At 67.8% G+C, this 21,357-nt stretch carries 18 protein-coding genes and 1 tRNA gene; 9 read left to right on the forward strand and 10 right to left on the reverse strand.

The window, feature by feature from the left end; translation table 11 throughout:
* Positions 1-390 precede the first annotated feature (390 nt).
* The 4 genes from WA965_RS03260 to WA965_RS03275 all read left to right on the forward strand — a co-directional run bounded on the left by WA965_RS03260 (position 391) and on the right by WA965_RS03275 (position 5,158).
* Positions 391-2,028 (forward strand): fatty acyl-AMP ligase, encoded by a 1,638-nt coding sequence (locus tag WA965_RS03260; protein ID WP_526298032.1) that lies wholly within the window; start codon positions 391-393, stop codon positions 2,026-2,028.
* Between the two features lie 133 nt (positions 2,029-2,161).
* Entirely contained in the window at positions 2,162-3,124 is a 963-nt protein-coding gene (locus WA965_RS03265) for an efflux ABC transporter ATPase subunit, DrrA-related (protein ID WP_526298029.1), read from the forward strand.
* Complete coding sequence (locus WA965_RS03270) at positions 3,121-3,969, forward strand: ABC transporter permease (protein WP_526298027.1); 849 nt, start codon at positions 3,121-3,123, stop codon at positions 3,967-3,969. Before WA965_RS03265 ends, WA965_RS03270 begins: the two co-directional genes overlap by 4 nt.
* A gap of 157 nt (positions 3,970-4,126) precedes the next feature.
* A complete protein-coding gene (locus WA965_RS03275) occupies positions 4,127-5,158 on the forward strand; it encodes a 4Fe-4S binding protein (protein WP_526298025.1) in 1,032 nt (343 codons plus the stop codon).
* Here the strand turns inward: WA965_RS03275 and pth are convergent.
* From pth to WA965_RS03315, 8 genes are all read right to left on the reverse strand, one after another.
* Positions 5,155-5,757 carry an aminoacyl-tRNA hydrolase gene (gene pth / locus WA965_RS03280; RefSeq protein ID WP_526298023.1) on the reverse strand — a complete coding sequence of 201 codons (603 nt, stop codon included), beginning with the start codon at positions 5,755-5,757 and terminating at the stop codon, positions 5,155-5,157. The genes WA965_RS03275 and pth overlap by 4 nt on opposite strands.
* A 23-nt stretch (positions 5,758-5,780) precedes the next feature.
* Entirely contained in the window at positions 5,781-6,446 is a 666-nt protein-coding gene (locus tag WA965_RS03285; protein ID WP_526298021.1) for a 50S ribosomal protein L25/general stress protein Ctc, read from the reverse strand.
* Positions 6,447-6,588: 142 nt separating this feature from the next.
* Positions 6,589-7,470, reverse strand: coding sequence for an SDR family oxidoreductase (locus WA965_RS03290; RefSeq protein ID WP_526298019.1), 882 nt, complete (start codon positions 7,468-7,470; stop codon positions 6,589-6,591).
* Between the two features lie 117 nt (positions 7,471-7,587).
* Positions 7,588-8,241 (reverse strand): LpqN/LpqT family lipoprotein, encoded by a 654-nt coding sequence (locus WA965_RS03295; RefSeq protein WP_526298017.1) that lies wholly within the window; start codon positions 8,239-8,241, stop codon positions 7,588-7,590.
* Positions 8,238-8,579, reverse strand: coding sequence for an arsenate reductase (glutaredoxin) (arsC, locus tag WA965_RS03300; RefSeq protein ID WP_526298015.1), 342 nt, complete (start codon positions 8,577-8,579; stop codon positions 8,238-8,240). Before arsC ends, WA965_RS03295 begins: the two co-directional genes overlap by 4 nt.
* 1 nt (position 8,580) lies before the next feature.
* Positions 8,581-9,561, reverse strand: coding sequence for a ribose-phosphate diphosphokinase (locus WA965_RS03305; protein ID WP_526447061.1), 981 nt, complete (start codon positions 9,559-9,561; stop codon positions 8,581-8,583).
* Positions 9,562-9,652: 91 nt separating this feature from the next.
* Positions 9,653-11,128: a bifunctional UDP-N-acetylglucosamine diphosphorylase/glucosamine-1-phosphate N-acetyltransferase GlmU gene (glmU, locus tag WA965_RS03310; RefSeq protein ID WP_526298013.1), complete on the reverse strand. Its 1,476-nt coding sequence runs from the start codon at positions 11,126-11,128 to the stop codon at positions 9,653-9,655.
* 36 nt (positions 11,129-11,164) lie between these two features.
* Positions 11,165-11,236 (reverse strand) — tRNA-Gln (locus WA965_RS03315).
* A gap of 169 nt (positions 11,237-11,405) precedes the next feature.
* On the opposite strand from WA965_RS03315, the gene WA965_RS03320 reads away from it, so the two are divergent.
* From WA965_RS03320 to WA965_RS03330, 3 genes are all read left to right on the forward strand, one after another.
* Positions 11,406-11,999, forward strand: a complete 594-nt coding sequence (locus WA965_RS03320; protein WP_178360485.1) for a TetR/AcrR family transcriptional regulator — start codon at positions 11,406-11,408, stop codon at positions 11,997-11,999.
* A gap of 100 nt (positions 12,000-12,099) precedes the next feature.
* Positions 12,100-15,744: a transcription-repair coupling factor gene (mfd, locus tag WA965_RS03325; protein ID WP_526298011.1), complete on the forward strand. Its 3,645-nt coding sequence runs from the start codon at positions 12,100-12,102 to the stop codon at positions 15,742-15,744.
* Positions 15,745-15,785: 41 nt separating this feature from the next.
* Positions 15,786-16,787 carry a nucleoside triphosphate pyrophosphohydrolase gene (locus WA965_RS03330; RefSeq protein WP_526298009.1) on the forward strand — a complete coding sequence of 334 codons (1,002 nt, stop codon included), beginning with the start codon at positions 15,786-15,788 and terminating at the stop codon, positions 16,785-16,787.
* On the opposite strand, the gene WA965_RS03335 is transcribed toward WA965_RS03330, so the two are convergent.
* Entirely contained in the window at positions 16,734-18,005 is a 1,272-nt protein-coding gene (locus WA965_RS03335; protein WP_526447063.1) for a Dyp-type peroxidase, read from the reverse strand. The genes WA965_RS03330 and WA965_RS03335 overlap by 54 nt on opposite strands.
* Positions 18,006-18,012: 7 nt before the next feature.
* Positions 18,013-18,951, reverse strand: coding sequence for an EfeM/EfeO family lipoprotein (locus WA965_RS03340; protein ID WP_526298005.1), 939 nt, complete (start codon positions 18,949-18,951; stop codon positions 18,013-18,015).
* A 211-nt stretch (positions 18,952-19,162) separates the two neighbouring features.
* Between WA965_RS03340 and WA965_RS03345 the strand changes: the two genes are divergently transcribed.
* Positions 19,163-19,894, forward strand: coding sequence for a lytic transglycosylase domain-containing protein (locus WA965_RS03345; RefSeq protein WP_526298003.1), 732 nt, complete (start codon positions 19,163-19,165; stop codon positions 19,892-19,894).
* A gap of 83 nt (positions 19,895-19,977) precedes the next feature.
* A complete protein-coding gene (eno, locus tag WA965_RS03350) occupies positions 19,978-21,267 on the forward strand; it encodes a phosphopyruvate hydratase (RefSeq protein ID WP_526298001.1) in 1,290 nt (429 codons plus the stop codon).
* Positions 21,268-21,357 lie beyond the last annotated feature (90 nt).

Raw genomic sequence — 21,357 nt, forward strand, 5'->3', positions numbered from 1 at the left:
GGCGTCTGTCGCACCGTCCGGGTGGCCAGCGGTCCGGTTCATGGCGCGCGGGTAGTACCCAGTCCGCCACCGGCGCCGTGATCGGGCTGCGCGTTGGTCACGAACCGGTGTGACTAATGCCTCAATAATCGCTTGCGTTTGGCAGCTACTTAAGAGTTGCTTAAGATGATCGACGGTGAGAGCTAGCGGTCGAGCAGTGGACGCAACCAGTTCCGCCTCCGCGTCGAGCGGTGGGCGATGGGCTGAAATCGATCGTGCTCATGGGACATCACCGATTCGAGACACAACCGCTCCCGAAATGTGTGCGCGCCTCCGTGAAAAGGCCTCCCATCAGGCGGAGCATGGCAAACGCGTATGCGCACCGGGGCAAATGTCGGCGAGGAGGTCGTGGTGAGCAGATTCACCGAGAAGATGTACCGCAGTGCCCATACCACCGGTCGAGGCATGGTGACCGGCGAGCCGCACGAGCCGGTCCGGCACACCTGGGGTGAGGTCCACGAGCGGGCGCGACGCATCGCCGGTGGGCTCGCAGCGGCCGGTGTCGGTCTCGGTGACGCCGTCGGCGTGCTGGCCGGTTACCCGGTGGAGATCGCCCCCACGGCCCAGGGCCTGTGGATGCGCGGCGCGAGTCTGACCATGCTGCACCAGCCGACCCCCCGCACCGATCTGGTCATGTGGGCCGAGGACACCATGATGGTGATCGGCATGATCGAGGCCAAGGTCGTCATCGTCTCCGACCCGTTCCTGGTCGCGATCCCCGTGCTGCAGGAAAAAGGCATCACGGTGCTGACCGTGGACGAACTGCTTGCGGCCGAACCGATCGACCCCATCGAGGTGGGCGAAGACGATCTGGCGCTCATGCAGCTGACCTCCGGTTCGACTGGATCTCCCAAAGCGGTGCAGATCACCCACCGCAACATCTACTCCAATGCAGAGGCCATGTTCATCGGCGCCGAGTACGACGTCGAGAAGGACGTCATGGTGAGCTGGCTGCCCTGCTTCCACGACATGGGCATGGTCGGCTTCCTGACCATCCCGATGTACTTCGGCGCCGAACTGGTCAAGGTCACGCCGATGGACTTCCTGCGGGACACCCTGCTGTGGGCCAAGCTCATCGACAAGTACAAGGGCACCATGACCGCGGCGCCGAACTTCGCCTACGCGCTGTTCGCCAAGCGGCTGCGCAGGCAGGCGAAGCCGGGTGAGTTCGACCTGTCCACGCTGCGCTTCGCGCTGTCGGGGGCCGAGCCGGTCGAGCCGGCCGACGTCGAGGACCTCATCGACGCCGGCAAGCCGTTCGGCCTGCGGCCCGAGGCGATCCTGCCCGCCTACGGCATGGCCGAGACGACGCTGGCGGTGTCGTTCTCGCCGTGCAACGCCGGACTGGTCGTCGACGAGGTCGACGCTGATCTGCTGGCCGCGCTGCGTCGTGCGGTGCCCTCGAGCAAGGGCAACACCAAGCGGCTGGCCACGCTCGGCCCGCTGCTCACCGATCTCGAGGCCCGCATCATCGACGACCACGGCAACATCATGCCGAAGCGCGGTGTCGGCGTCATCGAGCTTCGCGGCGAATGCCTGACGCCCGGATACCTGACGATGGGCGGTTTCATCCCCGCCCAGGACGAGCAGGGCTGGTATGACACCGGAGACCTCGGCTACCTGACCGACAACGGCCATGTCGTGGTCTGCGGGCGTGTGAAGGACGTCATCATCATGGCGGGCCGCAACATCTACCCGACCGACATCGAACGCGCCGCGGGCCGCGTCGAAGGCGTGCGGGCCGGTTGCGCCGTCGCGGTGCGGCTGGATGCCGGGCACTCGCGTGAGACGTTCGCCGTCGCGGTCGAGTCCAACGCCTGGGAAGATCCGGTCGAGGTGCGACGGATCGAGCACCAGGTCGCCCACGAGGTGGTGGCCGAGGTCGACGTGCGTCCCCGCAACGTCGTGGTGCTCGGGCCGGGCAGCATCCCCAAGACGCCGTCGGGCAAGCTGCGTCGCTCGACGTCGGTCTCGCTCGTCACCGGATAACGTCCTTCGTCCCGCGAGCGCGCGGGTCTGCACGCCGACGCGCCGTAAAACCTGGCATTCCGCGCGCGCTCGTCACGTCATCGACCGGTAATCAAGTGGCCTGATGTCGGTTGCCGCCGATACCGTCGAGGTCATGTCCGCTCCTCCGGCGATCGAAGCGATCGAACTGGTCAAGCGTTACGGCCGGGACACCGCGGTCGACCGCGTCAGCTTCACCGTGCCTCCCGGCACGGTCTTGGGTCTGTTGGGCCCCAACGGCGCCGGGAAGACGACCACCGTCCGGATGATGACGACGCTGACCGAACCCACCAGCGGCACCGCTCGCGTCGCCGGCTACGACGTGCTCGACGACCCCGACCAGGTGCGGCGCCATATGGGCCTGACCGGCCAGGTGGCCACCGTCGACGAACTGCTCACCGGCCGCGAGAACATCCGGATGATCGGCGGTCTGTACGGCATCCGGCGCAAAGACCTGCAACGCCTCGGGGACCGGCTGCTGCACCAGTTCTCACTGGCCGACGCCGCCGACCGGGTGGTCAAGTCCTACTCCGGCGGAATGCGGCGCCGCCTCGATCTGGCGGTGAGCCTGCTGGCGTCACCGCCGGTGCTGTTCCTCGACGAGCCGACCACCGGGTTGGATCCACGCAGCCGCAGCGAGCTGTGGGAGGTGCTACGGGGTCTGGTGGCCCAGGGCACCACACTGCTGCTGACCACCCAGTACCTCGAGGAGGCCGATCAGCTCGCCGACAACATCGTGGTGATCGACAGGGGACGCATCATCGCGCAGGGCTCGCCGCTGGAACTCAAGCAGCAGGCCGGCCGCGCCAGTCTGGTGGTCACCGTCGCCGCCGCCGCCGATCTGGCGCCCGCCCAAGCGCTGTTGGCCAGGACCGGCGCCGAGGTGTTCGTCGACACCGGGGCCCGTCGGTTGACCGCCTCGGCCGACGGGCTCGACGACATGATCAGCGTGGCCGGCTGGTTGCGCGACAGCGGCATCGGCGTCGACGACATCGGGCTGTCACGGCCCAGCCTGGATGATGTGTTCCTGACGCTCACCGGGCACCGGACCGACGACAGCGAGGAGATCGGCGCATGACCGCACTGGACACCCCGCCCGCCGTCGCGGCACAACCCGTCGCCACGCATCCGACAAACCTGGCCCAGCAATCGTGGATCATGGTCAAGCGCAACATGATCCACACCAAGCGGATGCCGGAGATGCTCAGCGACGTCACCGCGCAGCCGATCATGTTCGTGCTGCTGTTCGCGTTCGTCTTCGGCGCCTCGATCACCAACACCGGCGGGGCGTCCTACCGGGAGTTCCTGCTGCCGGGGATCCTGGCGCAGACCATCGTCTTCTCGGCGTTCGTGGTGGCGTCGGGGATCACCGCTGACGTGGAGAAGGGCATCATCGACCGGTTCCGGTCGCTGCCCATCTCCCGATCCTCGGTGCTGATCGGGCGCAGTATCGCCAGCGTCATCCACTCGTCGCTGGGTGTGGTGGTGATGGCGGTGACGGGTCTGCTGATCGGCTGGCGGATCCGAGGCAGCATCGCCGAGGCGGTCCTGGCGTTCGCGTTGCTGTTGCTGTTCGGCTTCGGGATGATCTGGTTCGGCATCCTGATCGGTTCGGTGATGCGTTCGGTCGAGGCCGTCAACGGCGTCATGTTCACCGCGCTGTTCCCGGTGACCTTCCTGGCCAACACATTCGTGCCGACCGAGCCGATGCCGCAGTGGCTGCGAATGATCGCCGAGTGGAACCCGGTCTCGTCGCTGGCGCAGGCCATGCGTGAGCTGTGGGGCAACGGCGGGCCCGCTCCCGCGGGTGCTCAACTGCCGCTTCATCATCCGGTGCTGTCGACGATCCTGTGGTCGCTGGCGTTGACGGCGGTCTTCGCGCCGGTCGCGCTGTACGCCTACCGGCGCCGCACCTCGGGCTGACCTCAGACCTCACGCCCCGTGCCGCGAAAGCGCGTGTTTGCACGCCGACGCGCCGTGTTTCGCGGCATTTCGCGCACGTTCGCGGCCCACGATCGCGACCGCGTTGCCCACGAAACCATCCGAGCGCTTCCGCTGAGTATTGTGTACTATACCCAGCATGACGGATAAGTTGCCTGCCCGGTTGGCTGAGCACCCCACGGTGCGTGCGGTGCGGGCCCGGCCGTCGGCCACACCGGGCGACATCGACGCGGACTGGTTGCGGCAGGTGTGCCTGGACGCGGGTGCCGACGACGTCGGCTTCGCCAGCGTCGCCGACCCTGCCCTGGCCTCGGAGGTGCCGCACGTGGAAACGGCCCTCCCGGGTGCGGTGAGCTATATCTCGCTGGTGGTCAAGATGAACCGCGACAATGTGCGGTCCACCGCCCGCAGCGTCGCCAACCAGGAATTCCACCGCAGCGGCGAGATCATGAACGAAGCAGCGCATCGCATCACCCGGGTGCTCCAGGACACCGGCTACCGCGTGGTGAATCCGTCGGCGACTTTTCCGATGGAGATGGATCGCTTCCCGGGCCGCATCTGGGTGGTGGCGCACAAACCGGTCGCGGTTGCGGCCGGCATGGGCGCAATGGGCATCCACCGCAATGTGATTCACCCGCGATTCGGCAACTTCATCCTGTTGGGGACCATCCTGGTGGCCGCGCCGATCACCGCCTACGGTGAACCGCTGGACTACTCACCCTGCCTGGAATGCAAGCTGTGCGTGGCCGCCTGCCCCGTCGGCGCCATCAAGAAGAACGGCGACTTCGACTTCTTCGCCTGCTCGACCCACAACTACCGCGAGTTCGTGGGCGGCTTCACAGACTGGGTGCAGACGGTCGCCGACAGCACTGACGCCGCCGACTACCGTTCTCGCGTCACCGATTCGGAGAATGCCTCGATGTGGCAGAGCCTGTCCTTCAAGGCGAACTACAAGGCCGCCTACTGTCTGGCTGTCTGCCCGGCAGGCGAGGAGGTCATCGAACCCTACCTCGACGACCGCAAGGGCTTCATGGACCTCGTGCTCAAACCGCTGCAGGAGAAAGTCGAAACTCTCTACGTGCTTGCGGATTCCGAGGCGGAGGCGTTTGCCAAGAAGCGATACCCCCACAAGGTGACCAAAGTGGTCGACAGTGGGATCGGCGGCCGCTAGGCCCAGGCGTGGACGATGTTCTGGGCGGGCTCCAGGCCCTGGGCGATCAGCAACTCCGTCGCATCGGCGGCCTGCTCGCAGATCGTCGGGACATCCTTACGTTCGGCGGCGTTGAAGTTCTGCAGCACGTAGGCTGCCGGATCCTGCCGCCCGGGTGGGCGGCCGACGCCGATCCGTACCCGGTGAAAGTCCTTGGAGCCCAATGCCGATGCGACTGACCGCACACCGTTGTGGCCGCCCTCGCCACCGCCGCGCTTGAGCCGGATTCGGCCGAAGTCGATGTCGAGCTCATCGTGGATCACCACGATGTCGCCCGGCGGCACCGAGTAGAACTTCGCCAGCGGACCGACATGCCTGCCGGACTCGTTCATGTACACCCGCGGCATGGCGAGCACCACCGGACGACCCGCGAGTCGTCCGGTGGCCACGTCAGCCCCGGATTTCTTGTGCAGCTTGAACTTCTCGCCGATGCGGTCGGCGAGAACCTCGGCCACCATGAACCCGACATTGTGCCGCGTTGCGGCGTAGTTCGGCCCCGGGTTGCCCAGGCCGACGACCAGAAGGGGTCCCCGGCCGTCGGCTGCGGACGGCTCGGTCATGAACAGCGTCCGTACTGCCCGGGCTATTCGGAGTCGGCGCCGGATTCGGCGTCCTCGGAGCTGTCCTCGTCGGAGGCCTCCTCGTCGGCGGCAGCCTCGCTCTCCTCGCCGGCACCGTCGGCGTCGAGGTCCTCTTCGGTCGGCGCGACGATCACGTTGATGACCAGCAGTTCGGGGTCGGAGATCAGCGTGACGCCCCCGGGCAGTTCGACGTCGGCGGCGGTGATCTGGGTTCCGGCCTGTGCGCCTTCGATCGAGACGAGGAACTGTTCGGGGATCGACTGGACGTCGGCTTCGATCTCGATGGTGTTGGTTTCCTGGTTGACCAGCGTGCCGGGGGCCGCGTCACCTTCGAAGAGGACGTTGACGTCGACGGTCACCTTCTCGCCGCGCCGCACCACGAGCAGGTCGGCATGCTGGATGTTCCGGCGGATCGGGTGGATCTCCAGGGCCCTGGTCAGCGCGAGCTGCTCGGTGCCCTCGATGTCGAGGGTCAACACGGCGTTGGTGCCCGTGTTGCGCAGCACTGCGGCGAAGTCACGGGAATCGAGCTCGAGGTGCTGGGGATCTGAGCCGTGGCCGTAGAGCACCGCGGGGACCTTGCCCTCGCGGCGGGCGCGGCGCGAGGCGCCCTTGCCGGTCGCGGTGCGGACCTGCGCGGTCAGATTGTTGGGGGCGTTCTTCGCCATGTTCTGTGCTCCTGTGCCGGTGATCGGTGTCGGGCACGGCCAGGGTTGCACATCGGTGAAGATGCGATTCCCGTCGATAACGGTGGCCGATTAGGAGACCACCCTCGCCGTGACGCGTCCGCAAGGGTAGCGCAAGCCGCGTTCAGAGCGGAAATTCGACCCCGGTGAGCTCCTCGGACAGTGCCCACAGCGCTCTGGCTTTGGTGCGGTCACGCGCCAGCGGACTGCGCCAGCCCTGACCGGTGGGACCACGCATCGCGAATCGTGGCCCGACAAAACTGTCTCCGGGCAGGGTTTGTGACGCCGCGTAGAGGGTCTGACGGGCGCCGAAGTCCGCGTCGGTCGCGAGCAACCGGTTGCCGGCGTCCCAGATCTGGCTTCCGAACCGGCTGCCGGTCTGGCCCTGCAGGTTGGTCGCCGAGTACCCGGGATGTGCCGTGAGCGCCTGCACCGGCGACCCAGCGGTGTCGAGCCTGCGTTGCAGTTCACCGGTGAACAGCAGGTTTGCCAGCTTCGACTGACCGTAGGCCGGCCAGGCGAGGTAGGGGCGCGCCTTCCAGTTGAGATCCTTGAGGCTGATGTAGCCGAACAGGTGCATCATCGACGACACCGTGACGACCCGATCGGTGATCGTGGGCAGCAGCAGGTTCGTCAGCGCGAAGTGCCCGAGGTGGTTGGTGCCGATCTGGCTCTCGAAGCCGTCCACGGTCAGCGCGTAGGGCACCGCCATGATGCCGGCGTTGTTGATCAACACGTCGACACCGGCCCCCGAGGCCGAGATGTCGTCGGCGAACGCCCGGATCGATGCCAGGTCCTGCAGGTCGAGCTTGCGGACCTCCACGTCGCCCGCCATGTCCGCCGCGGCGGCCTTGCCCTTGTCGAGGTTGCGCACCGCCAGGATGGTCTTGGCGCCGACACGGGCCAACTCGCGGGCGGTGACCAGACCCAGTCCTGAGTTGGCGCCGGTGACGATGACGGTGCGTCCGGCGAAAGAGGGTAGGTCGGCGGCAGTCCAGTCGCTCATGCCGTTCACCCTAGTGCGTCTCTGATCTTCCGCCGGAATTGCGTTCCAGCAGGCCGCCACTCGCAAAACCTCTGCTGGAATGCAATTCCGGCGGGGGCTTCAGGCGGGCGCGGGCTCTCAGGGAACTTCGACGGTGAAGCCGCTGATGATCGCCTCGATGTCCGGCGCCTCTTCGGCCGCCTGATCGGCGTAGCCGGTGACGGTGAACTGCACGAGATAGCGCTGATTGGCCGGCGGGGCACCGGTCGCGATGACGATGCGGTTGTAGCTGTGCATCCGCTCGCCGTTGAGGTCGTAGCTGCCCTCGATCATCGACGACGGGAAGCCGTTGAAATCCGTTGCCGACGAGTTGAGTTCGCGGAAGTTCTCCGACATCTCGGCGTCGACGTCGCCGTGGGTGACGGCCTCGCGGGCGTCGAAGTCTCCGTCGAGGGCGAACACCATCAGCATCGCGGTCGGGTAGGTGTCACCCTTGACGATCATCCGGGTGCCCGGTCCCAGGTTCGTGCCCTGATACGGCGTCCAGTCCGGTGGCGTGGGTATCGACACAGTGAGGTCGGTCAGCATGTCGGGGGCCACGGGTTCGCCCACGACGCCGGCCTGTTCCAGGAACGTGGCGATGTTCACCTGCGCTTCCGCGGCGGGTGCCGGTGGCGCGCTCGTCGTCGTGTTCGGCGTCGACCACACGGTCTGGTAGTCGGGCGCCTCCGTCGTGCAGCCCGCGGCGAACAGGATGACGAGAGCCGCGCCCGCGTGGGGAAGGGCCTTCACAGGATCTCTCGGACGTTGTCCAGTGGCCGGGCCAGTCGGGTGCCCTTGGGCGTCACCACGAACGGACGCTCGATCAGGATCGGGTGCGCCGCCATGGCGTCGAGCAGTTCGTCGTCGGAAGCCGAGGCCAGCCCGAGTTCGCCGAAGAGCGCCTCGCGTTTGCGAACCGCGGCGCGCACGTCGATCCCGGCGTCGGCGATCATCGTCGTCAACTCCGCACGCGAGGGCGGGGTTTTGAGGTACAGCACGATCTCGGGCTCAACACCGTTGTCGCGCAGCAACTCCAGTGTCTTGCGCGAGGTCGAGCACTTCGGGTTGTGGTAGATGCGCGCGGTCACATCAAGCGGACCCGTCAAAAAGCCCTGTCACCGAGCCGTTCTCGAAGACCGCGCGAATGGTGTTGGCCAGCAGTGGCGCGATCGACAGCACGGTGAGTTGCGGGAACATCTTGTCCTCACCGATCGGCAGCGTGTTGGTGACGATGACCTCACACGCCCCGCTGTCGGCGAGTCGCTCGCGGGCGGGGTCGGAGAGCACGCCGTGGGTGGCGGCGATGACGACATCGGTCGCGCCGTCCTGCTCCAGCAGCCGCACAGCTCCGGCGATGGTGCCGCCGGTGTCGATCATGTCGTCGGTGAGGATGCAGGTCTTGCCCCGGACGTCGCCGACGACGCGGTTGGACACCACCTGGTTGGGCACCAGCGGGTCGCGGGTCTTGTGGATGAAGGCCAGCGGAACTCCGCCCAGCGAGTCGGCCCACTTCTCGGCGACACGCACCCGGCCTGAGTCGGGGGAGACGACCACCATGTCGCGGCCCGCGTAGTTCTCGGCGATGTAGCCGGTGAGGAGCTTCTGCGCCCGCATGTGGTCGACGGGACCGTCGAAGAAACCCTGGAGCTGATCGGTGTGCAGGTCGACGGTCAGAATGCGGTTCGCGCCCGCGGTCTTGAGCAGATCGGCGACCAGCCGGGCCGAGATGGGCTCGCGTCCGCGGTGCTTCTTGTCCTGCCGGGCGTAGGGGTAGAACGGCAGGATCGCGGTGATCCGCTTGGCGCTGCCGCGCTTGAGAGCGTCGATCATCAGCAGCTGTTCCATCAGCCACGTGTTGAGCGGCGCGGGGCAGGACTGCAGGACGAAGGCGTCGCTGCCGCGTACCGACTCGTCGAAGCGGACGAAGATCTCGCCGTTGGCGAAGTCTCGTGCGCTCTGCGCGGTGACGTGGACGTCGAGTTCCTTGGCGACCTGCTCGGCGAGTTCAGGGTGCGCTCGCCCCGAGAACAGCATCAGGTTCTTGCGATTGTCGGTCCAGTCGTGGCTCACGGGCTGCCCTCGCGTCGGCGATCGATACCGGGCCATCGTACGTAGCGCTTACGCACGCACGCTGCCGGGTTACCAGAATGCCAACAAACGGCTACTGATCGGTAGGTTCGGGATCCTCCGCTGCTGCCGCGGCCGGGGCCTGATTCGCCGCTGCCGCGGCGGAAGCCGCCGCGCTGCCCGGGCGCTTTCGGGCCACCCAGCCTTCGATGTTGCGTTGCGGTCCCGCCGAGACCGCCAGCGCCCCCGGCGGCACGTCCTCCCGGATCACCGTGCCTGCGCCGGTGTACGCGCCGTCGCCGACGGTGACCGGTGCCACGAACATGGTGTCCGAACCGGTGCGCACGTGAGAACCGATGGTGGTGCGCCGCTTGGCTTCTCCGTCGTAGTTGACGAACACGCTGGAGGCGCCGATGTTGCTGTGCTCGCCGATGTCGGCGTCGCCGACATACGTCAGATGCGGGACCTTGGTGCCGTCGCCGATCGTCGCGTTCTTGGTCTCGACGAACGCGCCCAACTTGCCCGCCACGCCCAGCACACTGCCGGGGCGCAGATAGGTGAACGGACCCACGGCCGCGTCGTCGCCGATCACCGAGGAGCTGCCGTGGGTGCGGACCACCTCTGCTCCGTCGCCGACGGTGACGTCGGTCAGGGTGGTGTCGGGCCCGATCGCGCAGCGGCCGCCGATGTGCGTCGTGCCGAGCAGCTGGGTGCCCGGCCGCACGACGGTGTCGCGGCCGATGCGGACGCCGACGTCGACCCACGTGGATGCGGGATCGACGATCGTCACCCCGGCGCGCTGGTGCCCTGCGACGATGCGGCGGTTCATCTCGGCGCCCATCTCGGCCAGCTGGACACGATCGTTGACGCCGGTGACCAGCGCGGTGTCGTCGACGTGTTTGGCCCGCACGATGTGCCCGTCGGAGCGCACGATCGAGATGACGTCGGTCAGGTAGCGCTCGTGCTGGGCGTTGTCGGAGCGCAACCTGCTCAGCGCCGAGCGCAGCGCCTCGATGTCGAACGCGTACACACCGGCGTTGACCTCGGTGATCGCCCGTTGTGACGGGCTGGCGTCAGCCTGCTCGACGATCCCGATGACCTCACGGTCCTGGGTGCGCAGCACCCGGCCGTACCCGGTCGGATCCGCCAGCGTGGTGGTCAGCACCGTGGCGACCGCCGCCTCGGCGCTGTGGGCGGCGATCAGGTCGGCCAGTGTGTCCGCGTCCAGCAGGGGGACGTCGCCCGCGGTGACGACCACGACCCCGGTGAAGTCGTCGGGCAGCGCCGACAGTCCGCATTCGGCTGCGTGGCCGGTGCCCTGCTGCTGCTCCTGCACAGCGATCTCGACAGGGCGACCCAGTTCCCGGCCGATCTCGAGGGCTGCGGGGGCGACGCGCTCACGATCGCGTCCGACGACCACCACCAGATGTTGTGGAGCCACCTCCGCCACGGCGTGCAGCGAGTGCGACAGCATGCTGCGGCCCGCGAGGGTGTGCAGCACCTTGGGGGTGTCGGACTTCATCCTCGTGCCGGCACCTGCCGCCAGAACCAGGACCGCGGCCTCACGCATAGCTGTCCTTCCCGTGCGTCGGGCAGGCCCCGCTCGCTCCGTCGCCAGGACTCGAACCTGAACTTTCTGAACCAAAATCAGAGGTGCTGCCGATTACACCACGACGGATCGGTCGACTTTGTACGCGTGCGACTTTAGCCGACGGTGCGGACCGCGTTGAAGTCGTTAAACGCTGGGAGGGGGCTGGGACGGCGCCGTCCTGGGTCCTGTCTGGTGACGGTCTACCCTGAATGCCGTGGCTGCGTCCGACAAGGAGATCCGTGCTCCTCGCGCGCGGATGACCGGAAGCGAACGCCGTCAGCAGCTGATCGAGATCGCCAGGTCCCTTTTCGCCGAGCGCGGGTTCGACGGCACCTCCATCGAAGAGATCGCGCTGCGAGCCAATGTGTCCAAGCCGGTGGTCTACGAACACTTCGGCGGCAAGGAAGGGCTCTACGCCGTCGTCGTCGACCGGGAGATGTCCGCGCTGCTGGACGGCATCACGGCCTCGTTGACCAAGAACCGGTCCCGGGTGCGCGTCGAACGGGTCGCGCTGGCGCTGCTGACCTACGTCGAGGAGCACACCGACGGCTTCCGGATCCTGATCCGCGATTCACCGGCGAGCATCACCTCGGGCACCTACTCGACGCTGCTCAACGACGCGGTCAGCCAGGTCGCCTCGATCCTGGCGGGCGACTTCTCCCGCCGCGGGCTGGACTCCGACCTGGCGCCGCTGTACGCGCAGGCGCTCGTCGGTTCGGTGTCGATGGCGGCGCAGTGGTGGCTCGACGTGCGCGAGCCCAAGAAGGAAGTGGTGGCCGCCCACCTGGTCAATCTGTGCTGGAACGGGCTCACCCACCTGGAGCCCGACCCGGTGCTGCACCAGGAGTGACGGCTCGCGCCCCGGCTCGCTCACCGAGTAGCCGAGGATCGGCGCTCACAGATTGCCCACTGCCGCAAGACCTTCGGCGGGTGCCTACGATGGGAGCGTTATGACCGTATCGGGGACCCTCGGTGTCCACACCCCGATCGCGGGCCTCGTCGACCTGGCGCTGCGTGACCCCTCCCTGCAGGAGGTGGTTCGTCGTGCTGCCGACCGGCCCGCCGATCTTGCTCTCGTCGGCCCGGCCAGCGCCCGGGTGTATGTGGCGTCCGCGCTGGCACAGGGCTGCCCGTTGCTGGTCGTCACCGCCACCGGCCGTGAAGCTGACGACCTGACCGCTGAGTTGCAGGGCGTGTTCGGCGACTCCGTCGCGATGTTCCCGTCCTGGGAGACGCTGCCGCACGAACGGCTCTCCCCGGGGGTGGACACGGTCGGTGCCCGCCTGATGCTGCTGCGCCGGTTGTCGCACCCCGACGACGAGCGTCTGGGCCCGCCATTGCGGATCGTGGTGACGACGGCACGGTCGCTGCTGCAGCCGATGGCCCCCGATATCGCCGATGTCGATCCGGTCACGCTGACCGTCGGCGCCGAGCAGGAGTTCGATTCGGTCATCGCGCACCTGGTGGAACTGGCCTACACGCGGGTGGACATGGTCGGCAAGCGCGGTGAATTCGCGGTGCGCGGCGGCATTCTCGACGTCTTCCCGCCGACGGCCGAGCATCCCGTGCGGATCGAGTTCTGGGGCGACGAGGTCTCCGAGATGCGGATGTTCTCGGTGGCCGACCAGCGGTCCATCCCGGAGATCGACATCACCACGATGATCGCGGTGCCGTGCCGCGAGGTACTGCTCACCGCTGATGTGCGCGACCGTGCCGCCGCGTTGTCCGCCGAGCACCCGGTGCTGGAGAACAGCGTGTCAGGCAGCGTTCCCGACATGCTGGCCAAGCTGGCCGAGGGCATCCCGGTCGACGGGATGGAGGCGCTGCTGCCGCTGCTGCGGCCCACCGACCTGAAGCCACTGTCGGATCATCTGCCCGAGGGCGCCCCGCTGCTGGTCTGCGATCCGGAGAAGGTGCGGACCCGCGCCGCCGATCTGATCAAGACCGGACGCGAGTTCCTCGAGGCGTCGTGGTCGACCGCGGCGGTCGGTGGTGATGTACCCATCGACATCGAGGCGATGGGTGCCTCCGGGTTCGTCGGCTTCGGTGAGGCCCGGGACGCGGCCCGCGCGGCCGGGCACCCGTGGTGGACGCTGAGCCAACTCGACGACGGCGGCGGCGAGGCCCTCGCGCTCGACATCCGACCGGCTCCGTCGGCGCGGAGCCAGCAGAACAACGTCGAAGAGATCTTCGCGATGCTGCGCGCCCACGTCGCCACCGGGGGACTGGCGGCAGTCGTCACCCCCGGCACCGGAACCGCGATGCGCGTCGTCGAGCAACTGGGCGAAGCAGACACTCCCGCAACGATGTTGGAGCCCGGCGCGGCACCTCGGGAAGGTGTTGTCGGGGTCATCAAGGGCCCGCTGCACGACGGTGTGGTGATCGGAGGCGCCAACCTGGTCGTGGTCACCGAGACCGACCTGACGGGCAACCGCGCCGCGGCCGCCGAAGGCAAGCGGCTTGCCGCCAAACGCCGCAACGTCGTCGACCCGCTGGCACTGACCGCGGGCGACCTGGTGGTCCACGATCAGCACGGCATCGGTCGATTCGTCGAGATGACCGAGCGGGTGATCGGTGGGGCGCGGCGCGAGTACCTGGTGCTGGAGTACGGGTCGGCGAAGCGTGGCGGCGGCACGGACAAGCTGTATGTGCCGATGGACTCGCTGGATCAGCTGTCCCGCTACGTCGGCGGGGAGGCACCGACGCTGTCCCGGCTGGGCGGCAGCGACTGGGCGAACACGAAGACCAAGGCCCGCCGCGCGGTCCGGGAGATCGCGTCCGAGTTGGTCACGCTCTACGCCAAGAGGCAGGCCTCACCGGGGCACGCCTTCAGCCCCGACACCCCCTGGCAGACGGAGATGGAGGACGCGTTCGGCTTCACCGAGACGGTCGATCAGATGACCGCCATCACCGAGGTGAAGTCCGACATGGAGAAGCCGGTGCCGATGGACCGGGTCATCTGCGGCGACGTCGGCTACGGCAAGACCGAGATCGCGGTGCGGGCGGCGTTCAAGGCCGTGCAGGACGGCAAGCAGGTGGCGGTGCTGGTGCCGACGACGCTGCTGGCCGATCAGCATCTGCAGACCTTCGCCGCGCGGATGGCCGGTTTCCCCATCACGGTGAAGGGACTGTCGCGGTTCACCGACCCCGCGCAGTCGCGCGCGACGCTCGAGGGGATGAAGGACGGCTCGGTCGACATCGTCATCGGTACCCACCGGCTGCTGCAGACCGGGGTGACGTGGAAGGACCTCGGTCTGGTCGTCGTCGACGAGGAGCAGCGCTTCGGCGTCGAACACAAGGAGCACATCAAGTCGATGCGCACCCACGTCGACGTGCTGACCATGTCGGCGACGCCGATTCCGCGCACGTTGGAGATGAGCCTGGCCGGCATCCGGGAGATGTCGACGATCCTCACGCCGCCCGAGGAGCGCTACCCGGTGCTGACCTACGTGGGTCCGCACGACGACAAGCAGGTCGCCGCCGCGCTGCGCCGCGAGATGCTGCGCGACGGGCAGGCGTTCTACATCCACAACCGGGTCCGCTCCATCGACCAGGCCGCAGCCAAGGTGAGGTCGATGGTGCCCGAGGCCCGGGTGGTCGTCGCGCACGGGCAGATGCCCGAGGAGCAACTCGAACGCACCGTCGAGGGTTTCTGGAACCGCGAGTACGACGTGCTGGTGTGCACCACGATCGTCGAGACCGGCCTGGACATCTCCAACGCCAACACCCTGATCGTCGAGCGCGCCGACACCTTCGGCCTCTCGCAGCTGCATCAGCTGCGCGGTCGGGTGGGGCGCAGCCGGGAACGCGGATACGCCTACTTCCTGTATCCGCGTGAGGTTCCGCTGACCGAGACGGCCTATGACCGGCTCGCCACGATCGCCCAGAACAACGAACTCGGTGCGGGTATGGCCGTGGCGATGAAGGACCTCGAGATCCGTGGCGCCGGAAATGTGCTGGGGGCCGAACAGTCCGGACATGTGGCCGGCGTCGGCTTCGACCTCTACGTGCGCCTGGTCGGCGAGGCCGTCGAAGCGTACCGGGCCGTCGCTGACGGGAAAACCGTTGCCGCCGTTGAGGAACCGAAGGATGTACGGATCGATCTGCCGGTCGACGCGCACTTCCCGCCGGACTACATCGGCAGTGACCGGCTGCGGTTGGAGGCCTACCGGCGGCTTGCCGCCGCCCAGGATGACGCCGCGGTCGACTCGGCGATCGACGAACTCAACGACCGGTACGGCCCGCTGCCGGAGCCGGCGCAGCGCCTCATCGCAGTCGCCAGGCTGCGGCTACTGGCGCGGGCGCACGGCATCACCGAGATCGGGGCGGTGTCGGCGTCGACCCTGAAGATCTCACCGCTGACACTGCCGGACTCCGCGCAACTGCGACTCAAGAGGCTGTATTCGAGCGCGGCCTACCGCGCCACCACGTCGACCGTCCAGGTTCCGATCCCCCGGGCGGGCAGCGGTGTGGGCGCTCCGCGGCTACGTGATCTGGAGCTGGTGGCGTTCGTGGCGGGATTGGTCCTGGCCATCGACGGGAAACCCCAGGAAGAAGTTGATATAACCAAGTTCGGAGGTACCGGTAGCCAATGAGAGACGCGAGCACGACATGAGTGCGACATGAGCAGGAGCCGATGACGGTCGTCCTGGTCGACCCCCGCCGCCCGTCGCTGGTTCCCATCGACGCGATCGCCCTGTTGGCCGGTGACGTCCAGTACACCGAGGAGATGCCGATCAAGGTGCCGTGGTCGCTGCCTGCGGCCAGGCCGTGCTTCTCCGACGCGCCGGAGGACGAGCCCGCCGCGGTGCTGTTGTCCTCCGATCCCGATCATCCGTCGGTGACGATGCGGATCGCCGCGGGGGAGCGGGTGATCTCGGTCGAGCCGCAGTCCGGCGAGCGTCTGGTGGATGCGGTGGCGATGATGGACAAGTTGCGCACCGCCGGCCCGTGGGAGAGTCAGCAGACGCACGACTCACTGCGGCGTTATCTGCTCGAGGAGACCTACGAACTGTTCGACGCGGTGCACAGCGGCGATCTCACCGAGTTGCGGGATGAGCTCGGAGATGTGTTGCTGCAGGTGCTCTTTCACGCCCGCATCGCCGAGGACGCACCCGAGAAGTCCTTCGACATCGACGATGTCGCCGACGCGCTGGTCCGCAAGCTCGGCAACCGGGTGCCCGCGGTGCTGGCCGGTGAGTCGATCACGCTGGAAGATCAGCTGGCTCAGTGGGAGCAACGCAAGTCGCTGGAGAAGCTGGCCCGCGAGTCGATCATGGACGACATCCCCACCGCGCAGCCCGCGTTGGCGTTGGCGCAGAAGGTGCTCGCCCGGGCCGAGATCGCCGGACTGCCGGCTGATCTGATTCCCGAGGCGATCACCACGGTGACGGTGTCGGCCGACGTCGACGCTGAGAACGCTTTGCGCTCAGCGGTTCTGGAGTTCATGGATGAGGTGCGTGCTGCCGAGCGCGCCGTCGCGGCGGCCAATCGGGGTGCCGAGGTCGCCGAAGAGCTCGATGACGCGCCGTCGGCGGCGATCGACGAGGACGACTGGCGTGCTCATTGGCCGGGTGCTGCGCGTTCAGTCGACCAGCAGGTCGCCGAGGAAGCGGTCGTCGCCGGTGACCCCGGGTAGGACGAAGAAGAACCCGCCACCCACCGGCATGATGTACTCCTCGAGCGTTTCGCCGGTCAACCGACTCTGAACGGCGAGGAAGCCCTTGTCGAGACTGCGCTGGTAGGCGATGAAGGCCAGTCCCTGGTCGAGCCGTCCGGCCCCGTCGAAACCCCGTGAGTAGTTGAAGCCGCGACGCAGTATCAGGCTGCTGTCGGTCTCCGGTGTCCGCGGGTTGGCGAGCCGGATGTGGGCGGTCAGCGGGATCCGGGTGCCGTCGGGATCGGACGGGTAGTCCGGATCGGTGAATTCGCCTGACAGGCCCAGCGGATCGCCGCCTACCTTCGTGCGACCGATGAGCGCCTCCTGCTCGACGAGCTGGGTGCGGTCCCAGAACTCGACGAACATCCGGATGATGCGCACCGCCTGATAGGAACCGCCCACCGCCCAGTCGGGTTCGCCGTCGTCGGGCGACACCCAGACATGGCGGTCCATCACAGTGCCGTCCTCGACGTCGAGGTTGGCCGTTCCGTCCTTGAATCCCAGCAGGTTGCGCGGGGTGCCGGCCTCGGAGGCGCGTCCAGCCCCGATCCCGCGGGCATAGCCGTCGACCATCCACCGCAGCACCAGGTCACTGCGGGTGCGACGCATCAGCTGCCGCAGCGCGAACTGCATGGTGTCGTTGTGGCCGGCTTCGAAGATGATCGAGATGTCCCCGTGGGACAGCTTCGGATCCAGTCGGTCGTTGGCCAGGAACGGCATGGTGACCAGTTCTCGGGGTTTGCGATCGGCGAGGCCGAACCGGTCGTCGAACAGCGACGCACCGACGCCGACGACGATCGAGAGGTTGTCGGCCGGCGGCTTGTCGCCCAGGATCCCGGAGTCGACGGGCGGGTAGGCGGGGTCGCGGGTCTCCGGCGGGTGTCCCGCCATCAGCCCCCGGATCTCCTCGGTGAGTTCCCGCAGCGTCGCCGCCAGCCCTGCCCGGTCCTTGGACAGCACGTTGAAAGACGCGATCAGGCCCTGTTCGGGGATGGGCAGGGAGGTGATCCCGGTCTGGTGCTCACCTTCGAACGGCACGAACCGCGCAGCGGCTACCGCCGGTGCCGTCCCCCCGCTCGCGGAGCAACCGACAAGAGCCCCCGCGCCTACCGCGACGCCGGTGCCCAACGCTCCGGTGACGAACCCACGGCGGGACAGTCCGTGGCGCCCCTGACCGTGTTGTGGCCCCCGACTCACTGCGGCCTCACTGCAGCTTCAGCACCCCGGACACCTGGGACAGGTTCTCGGAGAGTCCGGCGAGTTCCGCCTTGAGCGTGTCGATCGTCGCAGCATCGACGGTCACCTCGGGGCAGCGCGGCGACGGGTACGGGTCGTTCTCGGTGCAGAACAGCACCCAACCGTCACCGTCGCGCAGCGGGCGCATGGTCTCGAACACCGAGGTGATCCCGGCGTCGATCTCGCCCAGCAGGGCGGGATCGGCTTCGACCAGTGCCGGGGTGAGCTTGTCGACCGCGGCCTGCGAACCCTGCATGTTGGCGTCGAAGTCCCACAGGTCGGTCTTGGCGTAGCGGTCCTCCTCGCCGGTGATCTTGCCTTGGGAGACCTCTTCGATCAGCTCGGCGGCACCGTTGGACACGTCGACCGGTGTCACCTCGACCGTCGGGAACTGCTCTTGGAGGGTGGCGATGTCGGCGTCGAGTTGGTCGGCGAACGGGGCGCCGCCCTCGGTGGTGTTCTCCGAGAACAACAGGAACTCGAGGCGGTGCCACCCGGTGAACGCGGGATCGTCGACACCTTCGAAGTCGTCGACGCGTGCGTCGACCTTGCCGTCGATCTCCTCGACCAGTCCGGCGAGCGGCTCGATGCGCTCCCACGGCATCCGCGACGGCGCGTACGCGGCCTGCGCAGCCTGCAGGTCGCCGGCGCGCACGGCGTCGGTGAGCACCTTGACGACGGTGACGAGCTCGTCGATCTGCGCGGTCGCGTACGCCTTGTACTCCGTCGCGGCCTGCTCGGTCAGCGGGTTCGGGGCAGCGGCAGCCGACGTCTCCGACGAGGTGGTCTCGGCCGCGCTGGTGTCACCGCCGCTGGCATCGTCGCCGCCGGAGCTGTTGCCGGAACAACCGGCGAGAACCAGCCCGACGGCCGCGACCGACACTGGCCAGGCGAGATGCCGCTTCATTGAGCCTCCTACTTGGTGGGTGCGTGAACAGTACATTGTGAAGCTGGGACAAGGGTAGGCACACCTAAAATCGCAGATTTCGCCTGGCAGGGCTTCACCACGACGGCGAATTCCTGCGAGTGCCGGACGGCCCCCGCGGCGGTGTCTTGAGGCGACCATTCCTCGGCACATGGCAGCATGGGTTGTGACCACAGTGGGTTGAGGGAGTCCGGTGACGCGGGTGCGTTGGCTGCAGGCGATGGCCGTGATCGGCGCGACAGCGCTGCTCCTGGCTTCGAGCTGTTCATGGCATCTCGGAACCCCCATCCCCGAGGGCGTGCCGCCCCCCGCGGGTGATCCGGTGCCGCAGATCGACACCTTCGCCGAAGGTCGGCCCGCAGATCAGCTGCGTGAGTGGGCGGCAGAGCGTGCGCCCGCGCTCGGTATCCCGGTGACCGCGCTGGAGGCCTACGCCTATGCCGCCCGGGTGGCCGAGGTGGAGAACCCCGACTGTCATCTGTCGTGGACCACGCTCGCGGGAATCGGCGAGGTGGAGAGCCATCACGGCACCTACCGCGGGTCGCGCATCGCGCCCAACGGCGACATCTCGCCACCGATCCGGGGCGTCCTGCTCGACGGGACCAACGGCAACCTCGAGATCATGGATCACGAGGCGGTCAGCCACGACGGCGAGGAGTCCTTCGCCAGGGCGATGGGGCCGATGCAGTTCATCCCGGAGACGTGGCGGCTCTACGGGGTCGACGCGAACAACGACGGCGACGTCAATGCCGACAACATCGACGATGCGGCGCTGTCGGCGGCGGGGTATCTGTGTTGGCGCGGAAAGGATCTCAGCACACCGCGTGGCTGGATGGAGGCACTGCGCGCCTACAACCTCTCCGATGTGTATGCCCGCAACGTTCGGGACTGGGCGACGGCCTATGCATCCGGACATACGCTCTGAGCACACCGACGGGCGGTGCACGCTCTAGGCTCATGGTCGAGCCCGTGTGAGAGTCCTGTAGGCAGAGATCCAAGGAGGCAGCTGTGCCCATCATCGAGCAGGTCGGAGCCCGCGAGATCCTCGATTCCCGGGGAAACCCGACAGTCGAGGTCGAGGTGGGCCTGCTGGACGGCACCGTTGCCCGCGCGGCGGTCCCGTCAGGTGCATCAACCGGTGAACACGAGGCCGTCGAGCTTCGCGACGGTGGATCCAGGTACCTCGGAAAAGGTGTGCAGAAGGCCGTCGAGGCGGTGCTCGACGAGATCGCCCCGGCGGTGATCGGGCTCGGTGCCGACGAGCAGCGGCTGGTGGATCAGGCCCTGCTGGACCTCGACGGCACCCCCGACAAGTCGCGACTGGGCGCCAACGCGATCCTCGGTGTGTCGCTGGCGGTGGCCAAGGCCGCGGCGCAGTCGGCCGAGCTGCCGCTGTTCCGCTACGTCGGCGGGCCCAACGCGCACATCCTTCCGGTGCCGATGATGAACATCATCAACGGCGGCGCCCACGCCGACAGCGGCGTCGACGTCCAGGAGTTCATGATCGCGCCCATCGGGGCGCCGTCGTTCAAGGAGGCGCTGCGCTGGGGTGCGGAGGTCTACCACGCGCTCAAGTCGGTGCTCAAGAAGCAGGGTCTGTCCACCGGGCTGGGAGACGAGGGCGGGTTCGCGCCCGACCTGCCCGGCACGACGGCCGCGCTGGACCTGATCATCTCCGCCATCGAAGCCGCCGGCCTGACGGTGGGCAGCGATGTGGCGCTGGCGCTCGACGTCGCCGCGACCGAGTTCCACACCGAGGGCACCGGCTACGCGTTCGAGCGGGAGACCCGCAGCGCCGAGCAGATGACGTCCTTCTACGAAGGACTGGTCGGCGCCTACCCGCTGGTGTCGATCGAGGATCCGCTGTCGGAGGACGACTGGGACGGCTGGGTGGCACTGACCACCGCGATCGGCGACAAGGTCCAGATCGTCGGCGACGACCTGTTCGTCACCAACCCCGAGCGTCTCGAGGACGGCATCGACAGGGGCGCCGCCAACGCGTTGCTGGTCAAGGTGAACCAGATCGGCACTCTGACCGAGACGCTCGACGCGGTCTCGCTGGCTCACAACAGCGGCTATCGCACGATGATGAGCCACCGCAGCGGTGAGACCGAGGACACCACCATCGCCGACCTCGCGGTGGCCGTCGGCAGCGGCCAGATCAAGACGGGCGCCCCGGCCCGCAGCGAGCGCGTTGCCAAGTACAACCAGTTGCTTCGCATTGAAGAGGAACTCGGCGACGCCGCCCGCTACGCCGGTGACCTGGCCTTCCCGCGATTCAACCCGGAGACCAAATAGCCCGTGCCCGAAGCGAATCGGCCCGACCCCCGGCGGCGGCCCGCCGCGGACGCGAGGAGCAAGAAGGCGCCGGCGTCGCGGCCGGGGAAG

The sequence above is a fragment of the Mycobacterium sp. genome (genome assembly GCF_049683935.1).
Classification (GTDB): domain Bacteria; phylum Actinomycetota; class Actinomycetes; order Mycobacteriales; family Mycobacteriaceae; genus Mycobacterium.